Source organism: Lentzea sp. NPDC060358 (assembly GCF_042725365.1).
GTDB lineage: Bacteria > Actinomycetota > Actinomycetes > Mycobacteriales > Pseudonocardiaceae > Lentzea.
In genome coordinates, this window is sequence record NZ_JBHXCW010000003.1 from 16,688 (window position 1) to 30,856 (window position 14,169).

A 14,169-nucleotide genomic window follows, 5' to 3' on the forward strand; every position below is an offset into this window, starting at 1 on the left:
CGAACTTACTGTGCAGGTTGCCGACACATCCCCCCGACGCGCGACATACCCTGCATCCTGTGACTTCCCAGGTGCAGCTAGACGCCGGCGTGGTCACTCGTTGTCGGCGGCGGGTGCACCTCGAAAACGATCCGGAGATGCGCGACGCTCCCACAGCGGCGCCGGATCCGGCTTCGGAACAACGGAAAGCGGACGCGGCGAACCACCGCCGCGCGGTGGCCGACGCGCTCGGCCGGATCGTCGGCTCGAACCTCTTCGAGGTGCCGAACGGCCCGGACGTGCGCAGCGCCGACCGCGAACGCGTGACGCTCGAGGCGATGGAGATGGGCGCGCCCTACATCTGGGGTGCCGCCCTGCCGCGCGATCCGCGCGGTGGCCGGCGCGGCGGGATCGACCTGCTGGTCAAGGACACCACCGGCTACGTGCCGGTGCTCGTCGTCCGGCACAAGATCACCGACCCCGGCCACGGCGCGAAGACGAGCCCGTTGACCATGCCGCTGCCCGGCGGCAGCCGCACCGACCCGTTGCGCAAGGTCCGCCCCCAGCCCCGCGACCAGCTGCGGCTGGCCCACGCCCAGCGCCAGCTGCAGGCCGCGGGGCACGCCCGCGTCGGCCGCGCGACCGGTGGCGTGATCGGCATGGACGCGGACGTCGTGCTGTGGCACGACCTCGAGGCCCCGACGTGGCCCGGCGGCCGCACGGCGCTGGCCGAGTACGACGCGCGGTTCTCCGACCGGCTCTCCGTGGCGCTGGCGGCCGCGAACCAGAACGAACCGCTGGCCCGCCCGTCCCGGATCGTCGACTGCAAGACGTGTCCCTGGTGGCCGACCTGCGACAGCGATCTCAAGCGGGGCAGGGACGTCAGCCTGGTCGTGCGCGGCGAGGACGCCGTGGCGCTGCGCAGGATCGGCCTGTCCACAGTGGACGAGCTCGCGGAGCTGGACCCCCGCGCGGAGGGCCCGATCCAGCTCGTCGGCATGCCGTTCGGCGACGCCGTGGTGCTGGCCCGCGCGTGGCTGCGCGACCTCACCCTGGTGCGCCGCGTGCCGGAGATGGACGTGCCACGCGCGGACGTCGAGGTCGATGTCGACATGGAGAGCTTTGGCGACCTGGGCGCCTACATGTGGGGCTGCCTGTTGTCCGGCAAGGACATCGACGAACCGCAGGGCTACCGCGCCTTCGTGACGTGGGACGGGCTGCCGTGCGACGACGAGGCCCGCTCGTTCGCCGAGTTCTGGACCTGGCTCACCGGCATCCGCCTGCGCGCCAAGGCACGCGGCCTGTCGTTCAAGGCCTACTGCTACAACGAACTGGCCGAGAACCGCTGGCTCCTCGCCTCGGCGGAACGCTTCGCGGGCAAGCCCGGTATCCCGACCATCGCGCAGGTGAAGGAGTTCATCAACTCCGACTCCTGGGTCGACCTCTTCGGCATCGTGCGCGAACAGTTCCTGTGCGCGCACGGCAAGGGCCTGAAGATCATCGCCCCGGTCGCGGGCTTCTCGTGGCGCGACCCGGAGGCGGGCGGCGAGAACTCGATGCGCTGGTACCGGGCGGCCGTGGGGCTGAACGGCGATCCGCTGGACGTCGCGCAGCGGCAGCGGCTGCTGGAGTACAACGAGGACGACGTCCTGGCCACCCACCGCCTGCGCGAGTGGATGACCTCGGACGCCATGGACCGGCTGCCGTACGCGGGGGACCTCTAGCGGGGTGCCATCCGGAGGGCGCCGTCCATCCGGATGACCTCGCCGTTCAGGTAGTCGTGCTCGACGATCGACACGGCGAGCTGCGCGTACTCGGCGGGCTGCGCGAGGCGCTTCGGGAACGGCACCCCGGCGGCGAGGCCCGCGCGGAACTCGTCAGAGACCGTGGCGAGCATCGGGGTGTCCACGATGCCGGGGGCGATGGTCAGCACGCGGATGCCGACGGACGACAGGTCGCGCGCGGCCGGGAGGGTCATGCCGACGACGCCGCCCTTGGAGCTGGCGTAGGCGACCTGGCCGATCTGGCCGTCGAACGCGGCGATGGAGGCGGTGTTGATGATGACGCCGCGGGCGCCGTGCTCCAGCTCCTCGGTCTTGCCCATGGCGGCGGCGGCCAGGCGCAGCACGTTGAACGTGCCGATGAGGTTGACCTCGACGACCTTGCGGTAGAGGTCGAGGTCGTGCGGGCCGCTCTTGCCGACCGTGCGGGTCGACGGGCCGATGCCCGCGCAGTTCACCGTGATGCGCAGCGGCGCACCGGAGCCGGCGGCGGTGTCGACGGCCGCCTGGACCTCTTCGCCCGAGGTCACGTCGGCGGCCAGGTAGGTGACGTTCTCGACGGCTTCGGCTTTCTCGACGGCGGCGGGCAGGTCGAGCGCGAACACCTGCGCTCCTCGTGCCGCCAGCGCTCGCGCGGTCGCGCCGCCGAGGCCGGACGCGCCACCGGTGACGATGGCCGCGGTACCCGAGATCTCCATGCCTGCACCCTCCTCGAAGCGGACTGCTCGCGAGGAGGTTAACGCTCGTTACCTCGAGATCACCGGTCGGACCAGTGGAGCAGCGCGACGAGCGGCACCGCCGCGACCAGTGCGAGGCCGATGAAGATGGTTGCGATCATGAGAACACCCATGCCTTGAACTGTGCCGTTCGACCGTGATCGAAACATCGGCCGCGCCGGTAGACCTCTGGTAGGAGATCTGTCACGGTCAGCTACGACGAAAGTCGTACGGAGTTCTCCGGGACGCCATCTGGGCACGTCAGGGTCACTCCCATGTTCGCGCGTCGGATCGCCGTGGTGGGAACCGGTTACGTCGGGTTGACCACCGGAGCCTGTCTCGCCTCTCTCGGGCACCGCGTCGTGTGTGCTGACGTGGACGCCCTGAAGGTCGCCAGGCTCCGGGCCGGGCAGGTCGACATCCTCGAACCCGGGCTGGCCGAGCTCGTCGCCGGAGGTCAGGCGGCCGGGCGGCTGGAGTTCGTGCTCGGTGCCGCCACGGCGGTGGCCGGGGCCGACGTCGTGTTCTTCTGCCTGCCGACGCCGATGGGCGCGGGTGGGGCGGCGGACCTCAGCGCCGTCGAGTCGGTGGCCGCGGAGATCTCCGCCGTGCTGCCGTACGGCGCGGTGGTCGTCACGAAGTCCACGGTGCCGGTCGGCACGTCGGAACGCGTGCGCGCGTTGCTCGGTCGTGAGGACGTGGCGGTGGTGTCCAACCCCGAGTTCCTGCGCGAGGGGACCGCGGTCCAGGACTTCCTGCACCCCGACCGGATCGTGGTCGGCTCGGACTCGCCGCAGGCCGCGGAACGGGTCGCGGCGCTGTTCGCCAAGCTCGGCGCGCCCACGGTGCTCATGGACGCCGCCAGCGCCGAGATGGTCAAGTACGCGGCCAACTGCTTCCTCGCGATGAAGCTCAGCTACGTCAACGCGGTCGCCGAGCTGTGCGAACTGCTCGGCGCCGACATCGCGTCGGTGTCCGAGGGCATCGGCTACGACAAGCGGATCGGGCAGTCGTTCCTGCAGCCCGGACCGGGCTGGGGCGGGTCGTGCCTGCCCAAGGACACGCACGCGATGGTGCAGATCGCCGAGGCCGTCGGGGTCGACTTCGGGCTGGTCCGGTCGTCGATCGAGGCCAACGTCCGCGCGCAGACGCGGATCGTCGACAAGGTGCGCACCGCGTGCGGCGGCTCGCTGGCCGGGGTCCGGGTCGGGGTGCTCGGGCTCGCGTTCAAGGCCGGGACGAACGACCTGCGCGACTCGCCTGCGCTCGCGGTGGCCGAGCAGCTCGTGCTCGAAGGCGCGGACCTCACGGCCTACGACCCCGAGGTGACCGGGCCGATCGCCGGGATGCTCGTGGTCGACGACCCCTACCAGGCCGTGAAGGGCGCCGAGGCCGCGGTGCTGCTGACCGACTGGCCCGTGTTCCGCACGCTCGACTGGGTCCGGGTCGCCGAACTGATGGACGGGCACGTCGTCGTCGACGCCCGCAACCACCTCGACGCCGACGTGCTGCTGCGCGCCGGGCTGCTCCATTCGGGCGTGGGGCGTGCGTCACTCGGAGTCACGCAATTTAGTTAGCGTCGCATACCTTTATGGGGTGTTCACCACGCGCCCCGAACTCGTCGGCACCTTCGGCATGGTCGCTTCGACCCACTGGCTGGCCTCCGCGGCGGCGATGGCCGTCCTCGAGGACGGTGGCAACGCCTTCGACGGCGCGGTGGCCGCCGGCTTCGTCCTCCAGGTCGTGGAACCGCACCTCAACGGCCCCGGCGGCGAGGTCCCGATCATCTTCTCACCCGCCGGCGGCAACCCGCGCGTGCTGAACGGGCAGGGCGTCGCGCCCACCGGGGCGACCATCGAGCACTACACCGGACTGGGTCTCGACCTGGTGCCCGGCAGTGGTCTGCTGGCCGCCACGGTGCCGGGTGCGTGGGACGGCTGGCTGACTCTGCTGCGTGACCACGGCACCAAGACGTTGCGCGAAGTGCTGGACAAGGCGATCGGCTACGCGCGCGACGGGTTCCCTCTCGTCGAACGCGCCGTCTACACGATCTCGCTCGTGCAGGACCTCTTCCGCGACCACTGGCCGACCTCCGCCGCGCAGTGGATGCCCGGTGGCGTGCTGCCGACGGCCGGTGGCCGGTTCCGCAACCCGAAGCTCGCCGACACCTGGGAGTGGCTGCTCGCCGCCGGTGAGGCCGCGGGCTCCGACCGCGAGGCGCAGATCGAGGCCGCGCGCCGGGCCTGGTCGCAGGGCTTCGTGGCCGCGCAGGTGGACGAGTTCGCCAAGAAGGAGTTCCGCGACGACTCCGGCCGCGACCACGCCGGCGTGCTCACGGGCGCCGACATGGCGGGCTGGGAGGCGTCGTACGAGGACGCCCTCATCGTCGACTTCGACGAGTGGTCGCTCGTCAAGGCCGGCGCCTGGACGCAGGGACCCGTGCTGGCGCAGCAGCTCCGGCTGCTGGAGGGCTTCGACCTGTCCTACGTGGACGGAAAGCCGACCGCCGAGACGATCCACCTCGCCGTCGAGGCCGCGAAGCTCGCGTTCGCCGACCGCGAGGCCTGGTACGGCGACGTCAGCGACGTGCCGCTGGAAACGCTGGTCTCACGCGCCTACGCCGACGAGCGCCGCAAGCTGATCTCCGACACCGCGTCGCTGGAGCTGCGCCCCGGCTCGCCGAACGGCCGGGAACCGGTGCTGCCGCAGCACGTCTTGCGCGGCGCGAGCAACGGTGTCCCGCTCGACTCGCTGGGCTCCATCGGCGAACCGACCGTGGAGCGGACCGGCGCGATGCGCGGCGACACCGTGCACGTCGACGTCGTCGACCGCTGGGGCAACATGGTCTCCGCGACCCCGTCCGGCGGCTGGCTGCAGTCGTCGCCGACGATCCCGTCGCTCGGCTTCTGCCTCGGCAGCCGCGCCCAGATGTTCTGGCTGGACAAGGGGTTGCCGAACTCGCTGGCACCGGGCAAGCGCCCGCGGATCACGCTGTCGCCGTCGATGGCGCTGCGCAACGGCGAGGCGGCGCTGGCGTTCGGCACGCCCGGCGGCGACCAGCAGGACCAGTGGCAGCTCGGCTTCTGGCTCGCGCACCGCGGGGGGATGAACCTGCAGGAGGCGATCGACTCGCCGATGTGGCACTCGAACGCGTTCCCGAGCTCGTTCTACCCGCGCGCCTGGACGCCGGGGGAGCTGGTCGTCGAGTCACGCGCCGGGGTGGACGTCCTGGCTGCGTTGCGTGCGCGTGGCCACCAGGTCGTGGACGCCGGCGAGTGGACCCTCGGCCGAATGTCGGCCGTGGCCAGGGACTCCGCGGACGGACTGCTGCGCGCCGGCGCCAACGCGCGCGGTGCCCAGGGCTACGCCGCGGGCCGGTAGCCGGGCGGAGAAGAGGAACGGCGCCCGATTCGAGGGGGAGGGAATCGGGCGCCGCCCCGGCCAGGGAAGTGCTGGTCGGATCAGATGTCGGCGTGCGCGAAGCCGTTCCACGGCCCCTCGGGCTGGTCGTACCCGAGCAGCGTGGCGGCCGGCAGACCGGAGCCACCCGCGTCGACGTTCTCCACGAGCGCGGTGACGTCGGCGTCCTGCGCGTTGATGGCCTGGATCTTGCCGTTGACGTCCGCGGTGTCGACCTTCGCGAGGTCGCCCACGGTGGCGACGTCACCGAGCTGGCCACCGAGGTCGGGCATCGTGTGCGCGGTGGCGTCCACGGTGTCGGCGTGCGCGACGCCACCCAGGCCGAGCATGACGGTGGCGCTGCCGAGGGCCACGGCGGCCCCCGCGACGGTCTTCCTGAGGTTCATGGGCGCGAACGTCCCGTGTTCGGACCCCCTACATCAAGCTGCGTAACTCAGGCGAGGGAACTTCTTCATCCCTTGGTGGGACTCCACTCCATCGCGACCGTGCAGACCCGAGCTTCGCCGCGCCACACGGAAATCGCGAAGACACCCGCCTTCGTTTCGGTGCGCGTGAGGAAGTCGTACGCGCATTCGAGGGTGTAGCGCCGCCGCCACTCGTCGCCTTTCCTTATGTACCAACCGTGGTCGACGACTTCCTCGACCAGTTCGAGGTGCAGCGCGCCGCCGGGCTTGCGGCGGTGGTACTCGATGCGGTGGAAGTGGTCCATGACCAGCACGTTCCTCACCGCACCCGTGGGGTGAGAATCTCAGATCCGGGATCACGTCCGTACCGTTTGGACCGTGGCGGAACCCACCTACCGGCAGCAGCGGCTCGGTGAGGCGCTCAAGTCGCTGCGCGAACGCGCCGGAATGAGTCAGCACCAGGTTGCCCGGCGCCTGCACTACAACGTGCCCAAGATCAGCCGCATCGAGAACGGCCAGCTGCCGGACATCCACGCGATGCGGGCCATGCTCGACCTGTTCGGGGTGATCGGTGAGGAGGAGACGCCGTACATCGAGCTGTGGGAGCTGGCCAAGGACAAGGGCTGGTGGCGGGCGTACGACATCGACGGGTACGGCTACCTCGGTCTCGAACACGACGCCTCACGCGTGCGGGAGTTCCAGCTCGGCTACATCCCGGGGCAGTTGCAGACCGTCCGGTACATGACCGCCGTCTTCGAAGGTTCGGTCACGCAGCGATCCCGGAAGAGGATCGAGACCGATGTGGCGATACGGATGCGTCGGCAGCAGCGCCTGGTCGGCGACAACCCGCTCGACTACCACGGTGTCATTTCGGAGGCCGCGGTCCGGCCGGTCGATCGCGAGCAGCTCCTGCACCTGGTCGAGACCGGCCGCCTGCCGAACGTGACCATCCAGCTCCTGCCCGAATCGGTGGGTCCGCACGACGGGCAGGGCGGACCGTTCACGCTGCTGGACATGCCGTTCGCCGGCGACCCGCAGGTCCTCTACATCGAGCACATGGCCGGTGCGATCCACATCGAGGATCCGCACCGGTTGAAGGCCGCTACGCTCCTGTTCAAGCACCTTTCGGAGCTGGCGCTGTCGCACGACGACTCCGCCACCTGGATCGAGAGGTTGGCTGCCGAGAGGTAGGAACTGTGTGGCGTAAGAGCAGTCGTAGTTCTGCCGGCCATGACGCCAACTGCGTTGAAGTTGCGCTGACTGGTTCGGGCGCGCGTGTGCGCGACTCCAAGAACCGGGCGAATTCCACGGTCGCCGCGCCCGAATGGGCAGCGTTCATCGGCGCCGTAAAACGCGGCGACTTCGAAAAGGAGTGACTAGGCGATGGCGCCGGGCGGGAGCTTCAGCTTGAACGGAAGCGTGGTCACGACCGCCAGGTCCGACGCGGTGGCCTTCATGAGCGCCGGGGCGTTGCGGGCACCGGGCTCCGGGAGGTCGAGCAGCCGGTCGACGGCCTCGGCCAGCGGGCCCTCGTAGATCCAGACGGCCTGGGCGGGGCGGGCGGAGTCGCGCACCGCGGGCAGACGGCCCGCGCGGGCCTCGGTCTCGGACCAGAACAGGATCGAGTCGATGAAGCCTCTGCGCTGTTTGAACGCCATGATGCGGTCGAGCTGCCCGGCGTCGTCCCTCAGGTGGAGGAACTGAAATCCGTTCTCGCGCAGCTCGATGACCTTGCTCAGTGCGTGGTCCATGGCGCACCTACCCCTGTGAGGTCACCTTTGGAGTGACCGTTCAGTCATACGACCCGAAAGGAATCGTACGGTACGTCGTAGTTCGTCGTAAGCCGTAGTCCGAAAGAGTTATCTCAATTGGGCGACGCTTGTGGCTGAGGGTAATCGGCCCCCTTCTTGCTGGGGGAAACGGCCAGGACGGCCGCTACGGTTCGCGTCAGGAACGCCAAACCGCCCAATGTGACTAACGTCACGCTGATCCACATCTTGGCCTCCGAGTGGTGTTCTACACCCGAAGTAGACGTGTAGCACTCTGCCGCGGTTGCAGGTCGCACCGACTCGCGTTTTTGACAGAACACCTGCGAGAGATCTCACGGCTCCGTCAAACCACGTCGGATCGGTGATCTCCTGTGCGACGATCGGCGCTCCACTGTTCGTGCTGATCAAGGGCGGTTCGAGGATGTTCGTTCGCCGGGTTGCGGTGGTCGGGGCCGGGTACGTGGGGCTCACGTCGGCTGCCTGCCTCGCGTCGCTGGGGCACCAGGTCGTCTGCGCGGACATCGACGAGAAGAAGGTCGAGCAGCTCCGCAGGGCCGAGGTGCAGATCTTCGAGCCGGGTCTGCCCGAGCTCGTCCAGGAGGGACTCGCCGCGGGGCGGCTGGAGTTCGTCGTGGGCGTGCGCAACGCCGTGCGGGACGCCGAGGTCATTTTCCTCTGCGTGCCGACGCCGATGGGCGAGGGCGGCGCGGCCGACCTGAAGGCCGTCGAGGCCGCGGTCGCCGAGATGAAGGACCTGCTCGCGCCCGGCGCGGTCGTCGTCAACAAGTCGACGGTCCCGGTCGGCACGGCCGCGCGCGTGCTCGAACTGCTCGGGCGCGACGACGTGTTCGTCGCCAGCAACCCGGAGTTCCTGCGCGAGGGCAGCGCGGTCAAGGACTTCATGCACCCCGACCGGATCGTCGTGGGCTCCGACGCCCAGAACGCGGCCGAGCGCGTCAGTGCGCTCTACGCCCGGCTGGGCGCGCCGACCGTCCTGATGGACGCGGCCAGCGCCGAGCTCGTGAAGTACAGCGCCAACTGCTTCCTCGCGATGAAGCTCAGCTACGTCAACGCGATGGCCGAGCTGTGCGAGCGGCTCGGCGCGGACATCGCGAACGTCACCGAGGGCATGGGCTTCGACCAGCGCATCGGGCAGTCGTTCCTGCAGCCCGGACCCGGCTGGGGCGGCTCGTGCCTGCCGAAGGACACCCACGCGCTGCTGCAGATCGCCGAGGCCGCGGGCCACGAGTTCGAGCTGCTCACCGCCACGATCAACACCAACGAGAAGCAGAGCCGGCTGATCATCAGCAAGGTCGCGAACGCCGTCGGCGGCGACCTGGTGGGCAAGAAGCTCGGGCTGCTCGGGCTCGCGTTCAAGGCGGGCACGAACGACCTGCGCGACTCGCCGGCGTTGAAGATCGCGGGGATGCTCAGGGCCGAGGGTGCCGAGCTCGTCGCCTACGACCCGGCGATCCCGCAGGCCGTCGAGGGCGTCACGGACGACGTGACGGTGGTCGACGACGTGCAGCAGGCCGCGAAGGACGCGAACGCCCTGGTCGTGCTGACCGAGTGGCCGCAGTTCCGCTCGCTCGACTGGGCGGCGCTCGCCGGGACGATGACCGGTCAGGTCGTGGTGGACACCCGCAACCTGCTCGACGTCGACGTCCTGACGCGCGCCGGCCTCACGTCACACGGAGTCGGTCGATAGGGCCGAGCTGGCCGAGTACCACTCGATGGTCCTGGTCAGGCCCTCGCGCAGGTCGACCTGGGGCTCCCAGCCCAGCAGCGCCCGCGCGCGGCCGATGTCCGGCTTGCGCTGGGTCGGGTCGTCGGTCGGCAGGTCGGAGTACTCGAGGCTCACCGAGACGCCGGTCAGGTCGCCGACGATCTGAGCCAGCTCCAGGACGGTGATCTCCACCGGGTTGCCGAGGTTGACCGGGCCGAACTCGCCCTTGCGGTCCGCGAGCGCGAAGATGCCGCGGACCAGGTCGCCGACGTAGCAGAAGCTGCGGGTCTGCTTGCCCGTGCCGTAGACGGTCAACGGCTTGCCGCTCAACGCCTGGTGCACGAAGTTCGAGACGACGCGGCCGTCGGTGGCGTGCAGGCGCGGGCCGTAGGTGTTGAAGATGCGCACGATGCCGACGTCGAGCAGGCCCATGCGGTGGTACGCGCCGAGCATGGCCTCGGCGTAGCGCTTCGACTCGTCGTAGACGCTGCGCGGGCCGATCGGGTTGACGTTGCCCCAGTACCCCTCGGGCTGCGGGTGCACCTGCGGCTCGCCGTAGACCTCGCTGGTGGAGGCCTGGATGAGCCGCGCGCCCTTCGCGATCGCCAGCTCGGCGACCTTCTTCATGCCGGTCGAGCCGACCTCCAGCGTCTCGAGCGGACGCTCGAGGAACTTCGGCGGCGACGCGGGGGAGGCGAAGTTCAGCACGAGGTCGACCGGACCCTCGACGGTCCAGTCGCCGCAGATGTCGGCCTCGACGAACTCGAAGCGCGGCTCGTCCGCGTACCTCGTGACGTTCGCCGTGAGCCCGGAGGAGAAGTCGTCCACGACCACGACCGACCAACCGCGGTCGAGCACCGCGTCTACCAGGTGCGATCCGATGAACCCTGCACCACCGGTGACCACTGCGCGCATGGCGTGAACCAACCCCTCCCCCAGGACCAATGACACGTTCGAGTGAAACCTAGGCTACGAAACGTCCACGCCTAGGCGTTCTGCGCCTCCCAGTTGCTGAGCCACACGTCACGCGCCTCGCGTTCGCTGCGGATGCTCGACAGCCAATCACCGAGCACGTCGACCTGCAGTTCGAGCGCGCCGGACATGAGGCGCGGGCAGCTCTCCCGGACGGCGTCGAAGCCCGCGTCCTGCGAGATGTTCGTGAGGCTGAGCATCGACGTCGCCGACTGCCGGTAGCGGCCGACGATCGTCTGCACGTGTGCTGCGTGTCCACCGCTCTCGGCTACCCGGCACCAGAGCTCGTAGTCCTCCCATCCGTGCAGGCGGCGGTCGAGCGTGTAGCCCTCGAACTTCTCCAACGCGGTTGCCTTGATCAACGCCATGGCGTCGATGTAGTTGCCGTAGCGCAGCCGCCACGGCTCCCACGGCCACACGCCCATCAGCCCGACCGGGCCGGTCGAGTCGAAGCGCTGCAGCACGCCGTACGCGAACGACGCGTCCGGTTCGGCGTCGATCGCGGCCACCAGGCGTTCGAGACCCGTCGGCACGATCGCGTTGTCCGAGTCGAGCACGAACACGAGCTCGCCGCGGGCGTGCCTGAACGCCTCGTTGCGCGAGCGCGGCAGACCCCGGTTGACCGGGTGCCGCACGAGCGTGACGGGGACGTGCGGGCTCTTGTCCATCCAGCGGCGCACGGTCTCGTTGGAGCCGTCGTTCGAGCAGTCGTCGACGACGATGATCTCCAGGTCGCCGTACGTGCCGGACGCGGCCGACTCCAGCGCCTCCACGACGTAGGGCTCGTGGTTGTAGAGCGCCATGATCACCGAGACGCGCGGCGTGCGGCGGTCCCACGCGGGCGTGCGGTGGTCGATCACCGGCGTCGGGTCGATCGTCGGATCGGTCGAGACGCGCCGGCGCAGGTCGATGATGTCGAGGCGGATCTCGCGGATCGCCTGGCGCACCGCGTCGATGCTCTCCGGCTCGCGCTCCCACGACGGCGTGATCTTCTGCCGGAACGGCTGCGTTCGGCTCGGGCCGAGCTTCAGGCGGTGGCCCTCGTGGGTCTTGCGCAGGTCCTGCGCCACCGACACGAGCTTCTCGACGCCGACGGAGAACGGGTTCTCCTTGATCAGCGCGTAGGCGTTGCGGCGCAACGTGGTCAGCCGGTCCGGGTCCTCCAGCAACGCGGCGAGCGCGTGCGGCATCGTGGACAGCGCCGAGAACACCAGGTGCTCGCCGTGCTGGAACGGGTCGGTGTGCAGCGAGGTCTCGGACAGCATCACCGCACCGCAGTGCGCGGCCTCGGCGGCGCGCAGCCACTCGAAGTACGGCTCGTCGGCCTGGTGGATGTTGACCAGGACCTTGGTGCCCGCCAACAGCTCCCGCTTGCGCTCGCCCGTGACGAACGCGGCGTGGTCGCCGGTGTTCGGGGCCGCGTTGTCCGACAGGATCAGTCGGCTGCGGCGCGACCACAGCTGTCGGCCGATCTTCGAGAGAGCGTGCTCACGGCGCGGGGTCGCGCAGCCCATGAACAGCACGTCGAGCTCTTCGCGGCCGGCGTCGGGCCGGAACTCGTCCCACGTGGGCGTCCAGCCGAACTGCAGGTGCTCGGCGGCGATGCCCTGGGCCTGGTAGCGCTTCACCGACAGCGTGCTGAAGTCGAAGACGGCGCCGAGCTTGTGTCCGTAGTAGACGTTCGTGTCGAAGTGTGACGACGACGGCTGCTCGGCGGTGATGCCGATGCAGCGCTTCGCGAGGCGCGGGTCCTCGAGGAACTGGCCGCCCTCCAGCACCGCGTACTCGTGCGTGGGCAGCAGGACGAAGACGTCGTCCGGTTCGGTGTCCACGACGGACGTGACGACGTCAGCCGAAACGCCGAGCCGCGTGGCCTCGTCGACGATCGCGTCGGCCAGCTCGTGGAAGAACGCGTTCTGGAACCGCGACTGGACGACCCGCAGGCGCAGATCAGGCATTCTTGCCGCCCTTGAGCGCGCCGGAGGCCTTGCGCAGCGGGGCCGTGACGCGCCACGACGTCGAGCGCTCCAGGTCCGCGATCTTGTCCTGCAGCGTGGTGCGCCAGTGCAGGTGCTGGCGGATCTCCTCGTCCAGCCTGCGGTTGAGGCGGTCGTTGTCGCGCGCGTACTCGGCGAGCAGCGTCGTGGCCTCGTCGAGCGCGGTGAGGCGCTCGGCGGCCTTGGCCAGCTCGGTGTACTCGTTCTTCAGGTCGTGCAGCTCCTGCGCGACCACGTACTCGCGGCGGCGCGACTCCTCGAGCTCGGCCATCGCCTTGCCCAGCGCCTCCTCGAGACCGGTCGCGACGGACTCGGCGCGCTCGCGGGCGGCCTTCTGCTCGTCGGCGAACCGGAGGCTGCGCTCCAGCTGGTCCTCCGCCGGGTCGGCCCTGGTGACGACCTGGCTGAGCGGGTGGCGCGCGGTGCCGCCCTTGGCCCTGGTCCTCGTGGCGGCGGAGATCGCGGCCTGCAGGTGGCTGACCAGCGAGTCCTCGGAGTAGTGCTGCTCGACCCACGCGCGGTAGGTGCGGCGTTCCTCGACCGTCGGCTCCTGCGCGAGGACCGCGGCGGCCTTCTCGACGACCGCGAGCACGTCGGCGTCCTCGACCGCGTGCGTGCCGGGGGCCTCGAACAGCTCGGCGCCGCCACCGGCCGGGTAACCGATCACGACGCAGCCCGCGGAGAGCGCCTCCGCGACGGGCAGGCCGAAGCCCTCGTCGCGGCCGAGCGCGATGAACACCGACGCGTCCGCGAGCTCGTCGGCGATCTTCTGCTCGCTGACGTCGTCGAGCGAGACGACCTCGACGGCCGCGAAGCGCTTGTCGTTCCTGAAGAGCGCCGTCAGCACGGCGGCCTCGCGCGGGCGCTTGCGGGGGAGCAGCACGATCTTGCGCTTGCGCTCCTCGGCGAACCGGTACAGCGCGGTGTCGATCACGTACGGCACCAGGTGCACCTTGAGCTTGGGGTGCAACGCGGTCAGCACGTCGACGCTGACCTTGGAGCCCGCCCACACCTGCGGCGCGGGCTTCCACGCCGGGTAGTCGGTGCCCTTGAAGTTGTCGTAGGTGTAGTAGTGGTTCTGGTTGAAGACGACCTTGCGCACGCCGGGGGCCGGGTCGAACCCGTCCAGCACCATGACCTCGGGCACGACGAGCACGTCGTCCGGGCCGAGCTCGCAGGTCTCACCGGTGACGACCGGCGCGGTCGAGGAGAACCAACCGGCCTGGAAGCCCTCCGCGAAGTGCCACACCTTGGCGTCGAAGCCGGTGCGCTCGGCGAGCTCCGCGTGCCGGTACATCGCGCGCACGCCGCCCGACGGCTCGGCGACGTCCGGGACTACGTACACGACCTGGCGAGTCATGGTCGACATCAATCCCCTCGTGGGTCTGGCATAGCCTGTCGCCGT

At 69.9% G+C, this 14,169-nt stretch carries 13 protein-coding genes; 6 read left to right on the top strand and 7 right to left on the bottom strand.

Annotated elements, in window-relative coordinates; all coding sequences use genetic code 11:
* The first annotated feature begins 59 nt into the window (after positions 1 to 59).
* Complete coding sequence (locus ACFWGZ_RS01035) at positions 60 to 1,703, top strand: TM0106 family RecB-like putative nuclease (protein ID WP_382449390.1); 1,644 nt, start codon at positions 60 to 62, stop codon at positions 1,701 to 1,703.
* On the opposite strand, the gene ACFWGZ_RS01040 is transcribed toward ACFWGZ_RS01035, so the two are convergent.
* Positions 1,700 to 2,458, bottom strand: coding sequence for an SDR family NAD(P)-dependent oxidoreductase (locus ACFWGZ_RS01040; protein WP_382449391.1), 759 nt, complete (start codon positions 2,456 to 2,458; stop codon positions 1,700 to 1,702). The genes ACFWGZ_RS01035 and ACFWGZ_RS01040 overlap by 4 nt on opposite strands.
* Positions 2,459 to 2,751: 293 nt before the next feature.
* On the opposite strand from ACFWGZ_RS01040, the gene ACFWGZ_RS01045 reads away from it, so the two are divergent.
* Together ACFWGZ_RS01045 and ACFWGZ_RS01050 are read left to right on the top strand one after the other, a co-directional pair.
* On the top strand, positions 2,752 to 4,053 hold the full coding sequence (locus ACFWGZ_RS01045) for a UDP-glucose dehydrogenase family protein (protein WP_382449392.1): 1,302 nt from the start codon (positions 2,752 to 2,754) through the stop codon (positions 4,051 to 4,053).
* A gap of 19 nt (positions 4,054 to 4,072) precedes the next feature.
* On the top strand, positions 4,073 to 5,857 hold the full coding sequence (locus ACFWGZ_RS01050) for a gamma-glutamyltransferase family protein (protein ID WP_382449393.1): 1,785 nt from the start codon (positions 4,073 to 4,075) through the stop codon (positions 5,855 to 5,857).
* A gap of 80 nt (positions 5,858 to 5,937) precedes the next feature.
* Here ACFWGZ_RS01050 and ACFWGZ_RS01055 read toward each other — a convergent pair whose 3' ends face one another.
* Together ACFWGZ_RS01055 and ACFWGZ_RS01060 are read right to left on the bottom strand one after the other, a co-directional pair.
* The gene (locus tag ACFWGZ_RS01055; protein WP_382449394.1) at positions 5,938 to 6,282 is read right to left on the bottom strand and encodes a hypothetical protein; all 345 of its coding nucleotides are present in this window, start codon (positions 6,280 to 6,282) and stop codon (positions 5,938 to 5,940) included.
* A 65-nt stretch (positions 6,283 to 6,347) separates the two neighbouring features.
* Positions 6,348 to 6,623 (bottom strand): hypothetical protein, encoded by a 276-nt coding sequence (locus ACFWGZ_RS01060; protein ID WP_382449395.1) that lies wholly within the window; start codon positions 6,621 to 6,623, stop codon positions 6,348 to 6,350.
* Positions 6,624 to 6,678: 55 nt separating this feature from the next.
* Here ACFWGZ_RS01060 and ACFWGZ_RS01065 point away from each other — a divergent pair, with 55 nt between their 5' ends.
* Both ACFWGZ_RS01065 and ACFWGZ_RS01070 read left to right on the top strand, forming a co-directional pair.
* On the top strand, positions 6,679 to 7,491 hold the full coding sequence (locus tag ACFWGZ_RS01065) for a helix-turn-helix domain-containing protein (protein ID WP_382449396.1): 813 nt from the start codon (positions 6,679 to 6,681) through the stop codon (positions 7,489 to 7,491).
* Positions 7,492 to 7,496: 5 nt separating this feature from the next.
* The gene (locus ACFWGZ_RS01070) at positions 7,497 to 7,676 is read left to right on the top strand and encodes a DUF397 domain-containing protein (protein ID WP_382449397.1); all 180 of its coding nucleotides are present in this window, start codon (positions 7,497 to 7,499) and stop codon (positions 7,674 to 7,676) included.
* Here the strand turns inward: ACFWGZ_RS01070 and ACFWGZ_RS01075 are convergent, their stop codons facing one another.
* On the bottom strand, positions 7,677 to 8,051 hold the full coding sequence (locus ACFWGZ_RS01075) for a hypothetical protein (protein ID WP_382449398.1): 375 nt from the start codon (positions 8,049 to 8,051) through the stop codon (positions 7,677 to 7,679).
* A gap of 439 nt (positions 8,052 to 8,490) precedes the next feature.
* Here ACFWGZ_RS01075 and ACFWGZ_RS01080 point away from each other — a divergent pair, with 439 nt between their 5' ends.
* Positions 8,491 to 9,777, top strand: coding sequence for a UDP-glucose dehydrogenase family protein (locus ACFWGZ_RS01080; protein ID WP_382449477.1), 1,287 nt, complete (start codon positions 8,491 to 8,493; stop codon positions 9,775 to 9,777).
* On the opposite strand, the gene ACFWGZ_RS01085 is transcribed toward ACFWGZ_RS01080, so the two are convergent.
* The 3 genes from ACFWGZ_RS01085 to ACFWGZ_RS01095 form a co-directional block, all read right to left on the bottom strand.
* Positions 9,757 to 10,710, bottom strand: coding sequence for an NAD-dependent epimerase/dehydratase family protein (locus ACFWGZ_RS01085; protein WP_382449399.1), 954 nt, complete (start codon positions 10,708 to 10,710; stop codon positions 9,757 to 9,759). The two genes, ACFWGZ_RS01080 and ACFWGZ_RS01085, sit on opposite strands and share 21 nt — an antisense overlap.
* Positions 10,711 to 10,781: 71 nt before the next feature.
* Complete coding sequence (locus ACFWGZ_RS01090; RefSeq protein ID WP_382449400.1) at positions 10,782 to 12,725, bottom strand: glycosyltransferase; 1,944 nt, start codon at positions 12,723 to 12,725, stop codon at positions 10,782 to 10,784.
* Entirely contained in the window at positions 12,718 to 14,133 is a 1,416-nt protein-coding gene (locus tag ACFWGZ_RS01095; RefSeq protein ID WP_382449401.1) for a glycosyltransferase, read from the bottom strand. Before ACFWGZ_RS01095 ends, ACFWGZ_RS01090 begins: the two co-directional genes overlap by 8 nt.
* Positions 14,134 to 14,169 lie beyond the last annotated feature (36 nt).

Excerpts from the sequence above, each read along its gene's own strand:
- ACFWGZ_RS01040 (WP_382449391.1), bottom strand. The coding sequence starts at position 2,458 with ATGGAGATCTCGGGTACCGCGGCCATCGTCACCGGTGGCGCGTCCGGC.
- ACFWGZ_RS01045 (WP_382449392.1), top strand. The coding sequence starts at position 2,752 with ATGTTCGCGCGTCGGATCGCCGTGGTGGGAACCGGTTACGTCGGGTTG.
- ACFWGZ_RS01055 (WP_382449394.1), bottom strand. The coding sequence starts at position 6,282 with ATGAACCTCAGGAAGACCGTCGCGGGGGCCGCCGTGGCCCTCGGCAGC.
- ACFWGZ_RS01075 (WP_382449398.1), bottom strand. The coding sequence starts at position 8,051 with ATGGACCACGCACTGAGCAAGGTCATCGAGCTGCGCGAGAACGGATTT.
- ACFWGZ_RS01080 (WP_382449477.1), top strand. The coding sequence starts at position 8,491 with ATGTTCGTTCGCCGGGTTGCGGTGGTCGGGGCCGGGTACGTGGGGCTC.
- ACFWGZ_RS01085 (WP_382449399.1), bottom strand. The coding sequence starts at position 10,710 with ATGCGCGCAGTGGTCACCGGTGGTGCAGGGTTCATCGGATCGCACCTG.
- ACFWGZ_RS01090 (WP_382449400.1), bottom strand. The coding sequence starts at position 12,725 with ATGCCTGATCTGCGCCTGCGGGTCGTCCAGTCGCGGTTCCAGAACGCG.
- ACFWGZ_RS01095 (WP_382449401.1), bottom strand. The coding sequence starts at position 14,133 with ATGTCGACCATGACTCGCCAGGTCGTGTACGTAGTCCCGGACGTCGCC.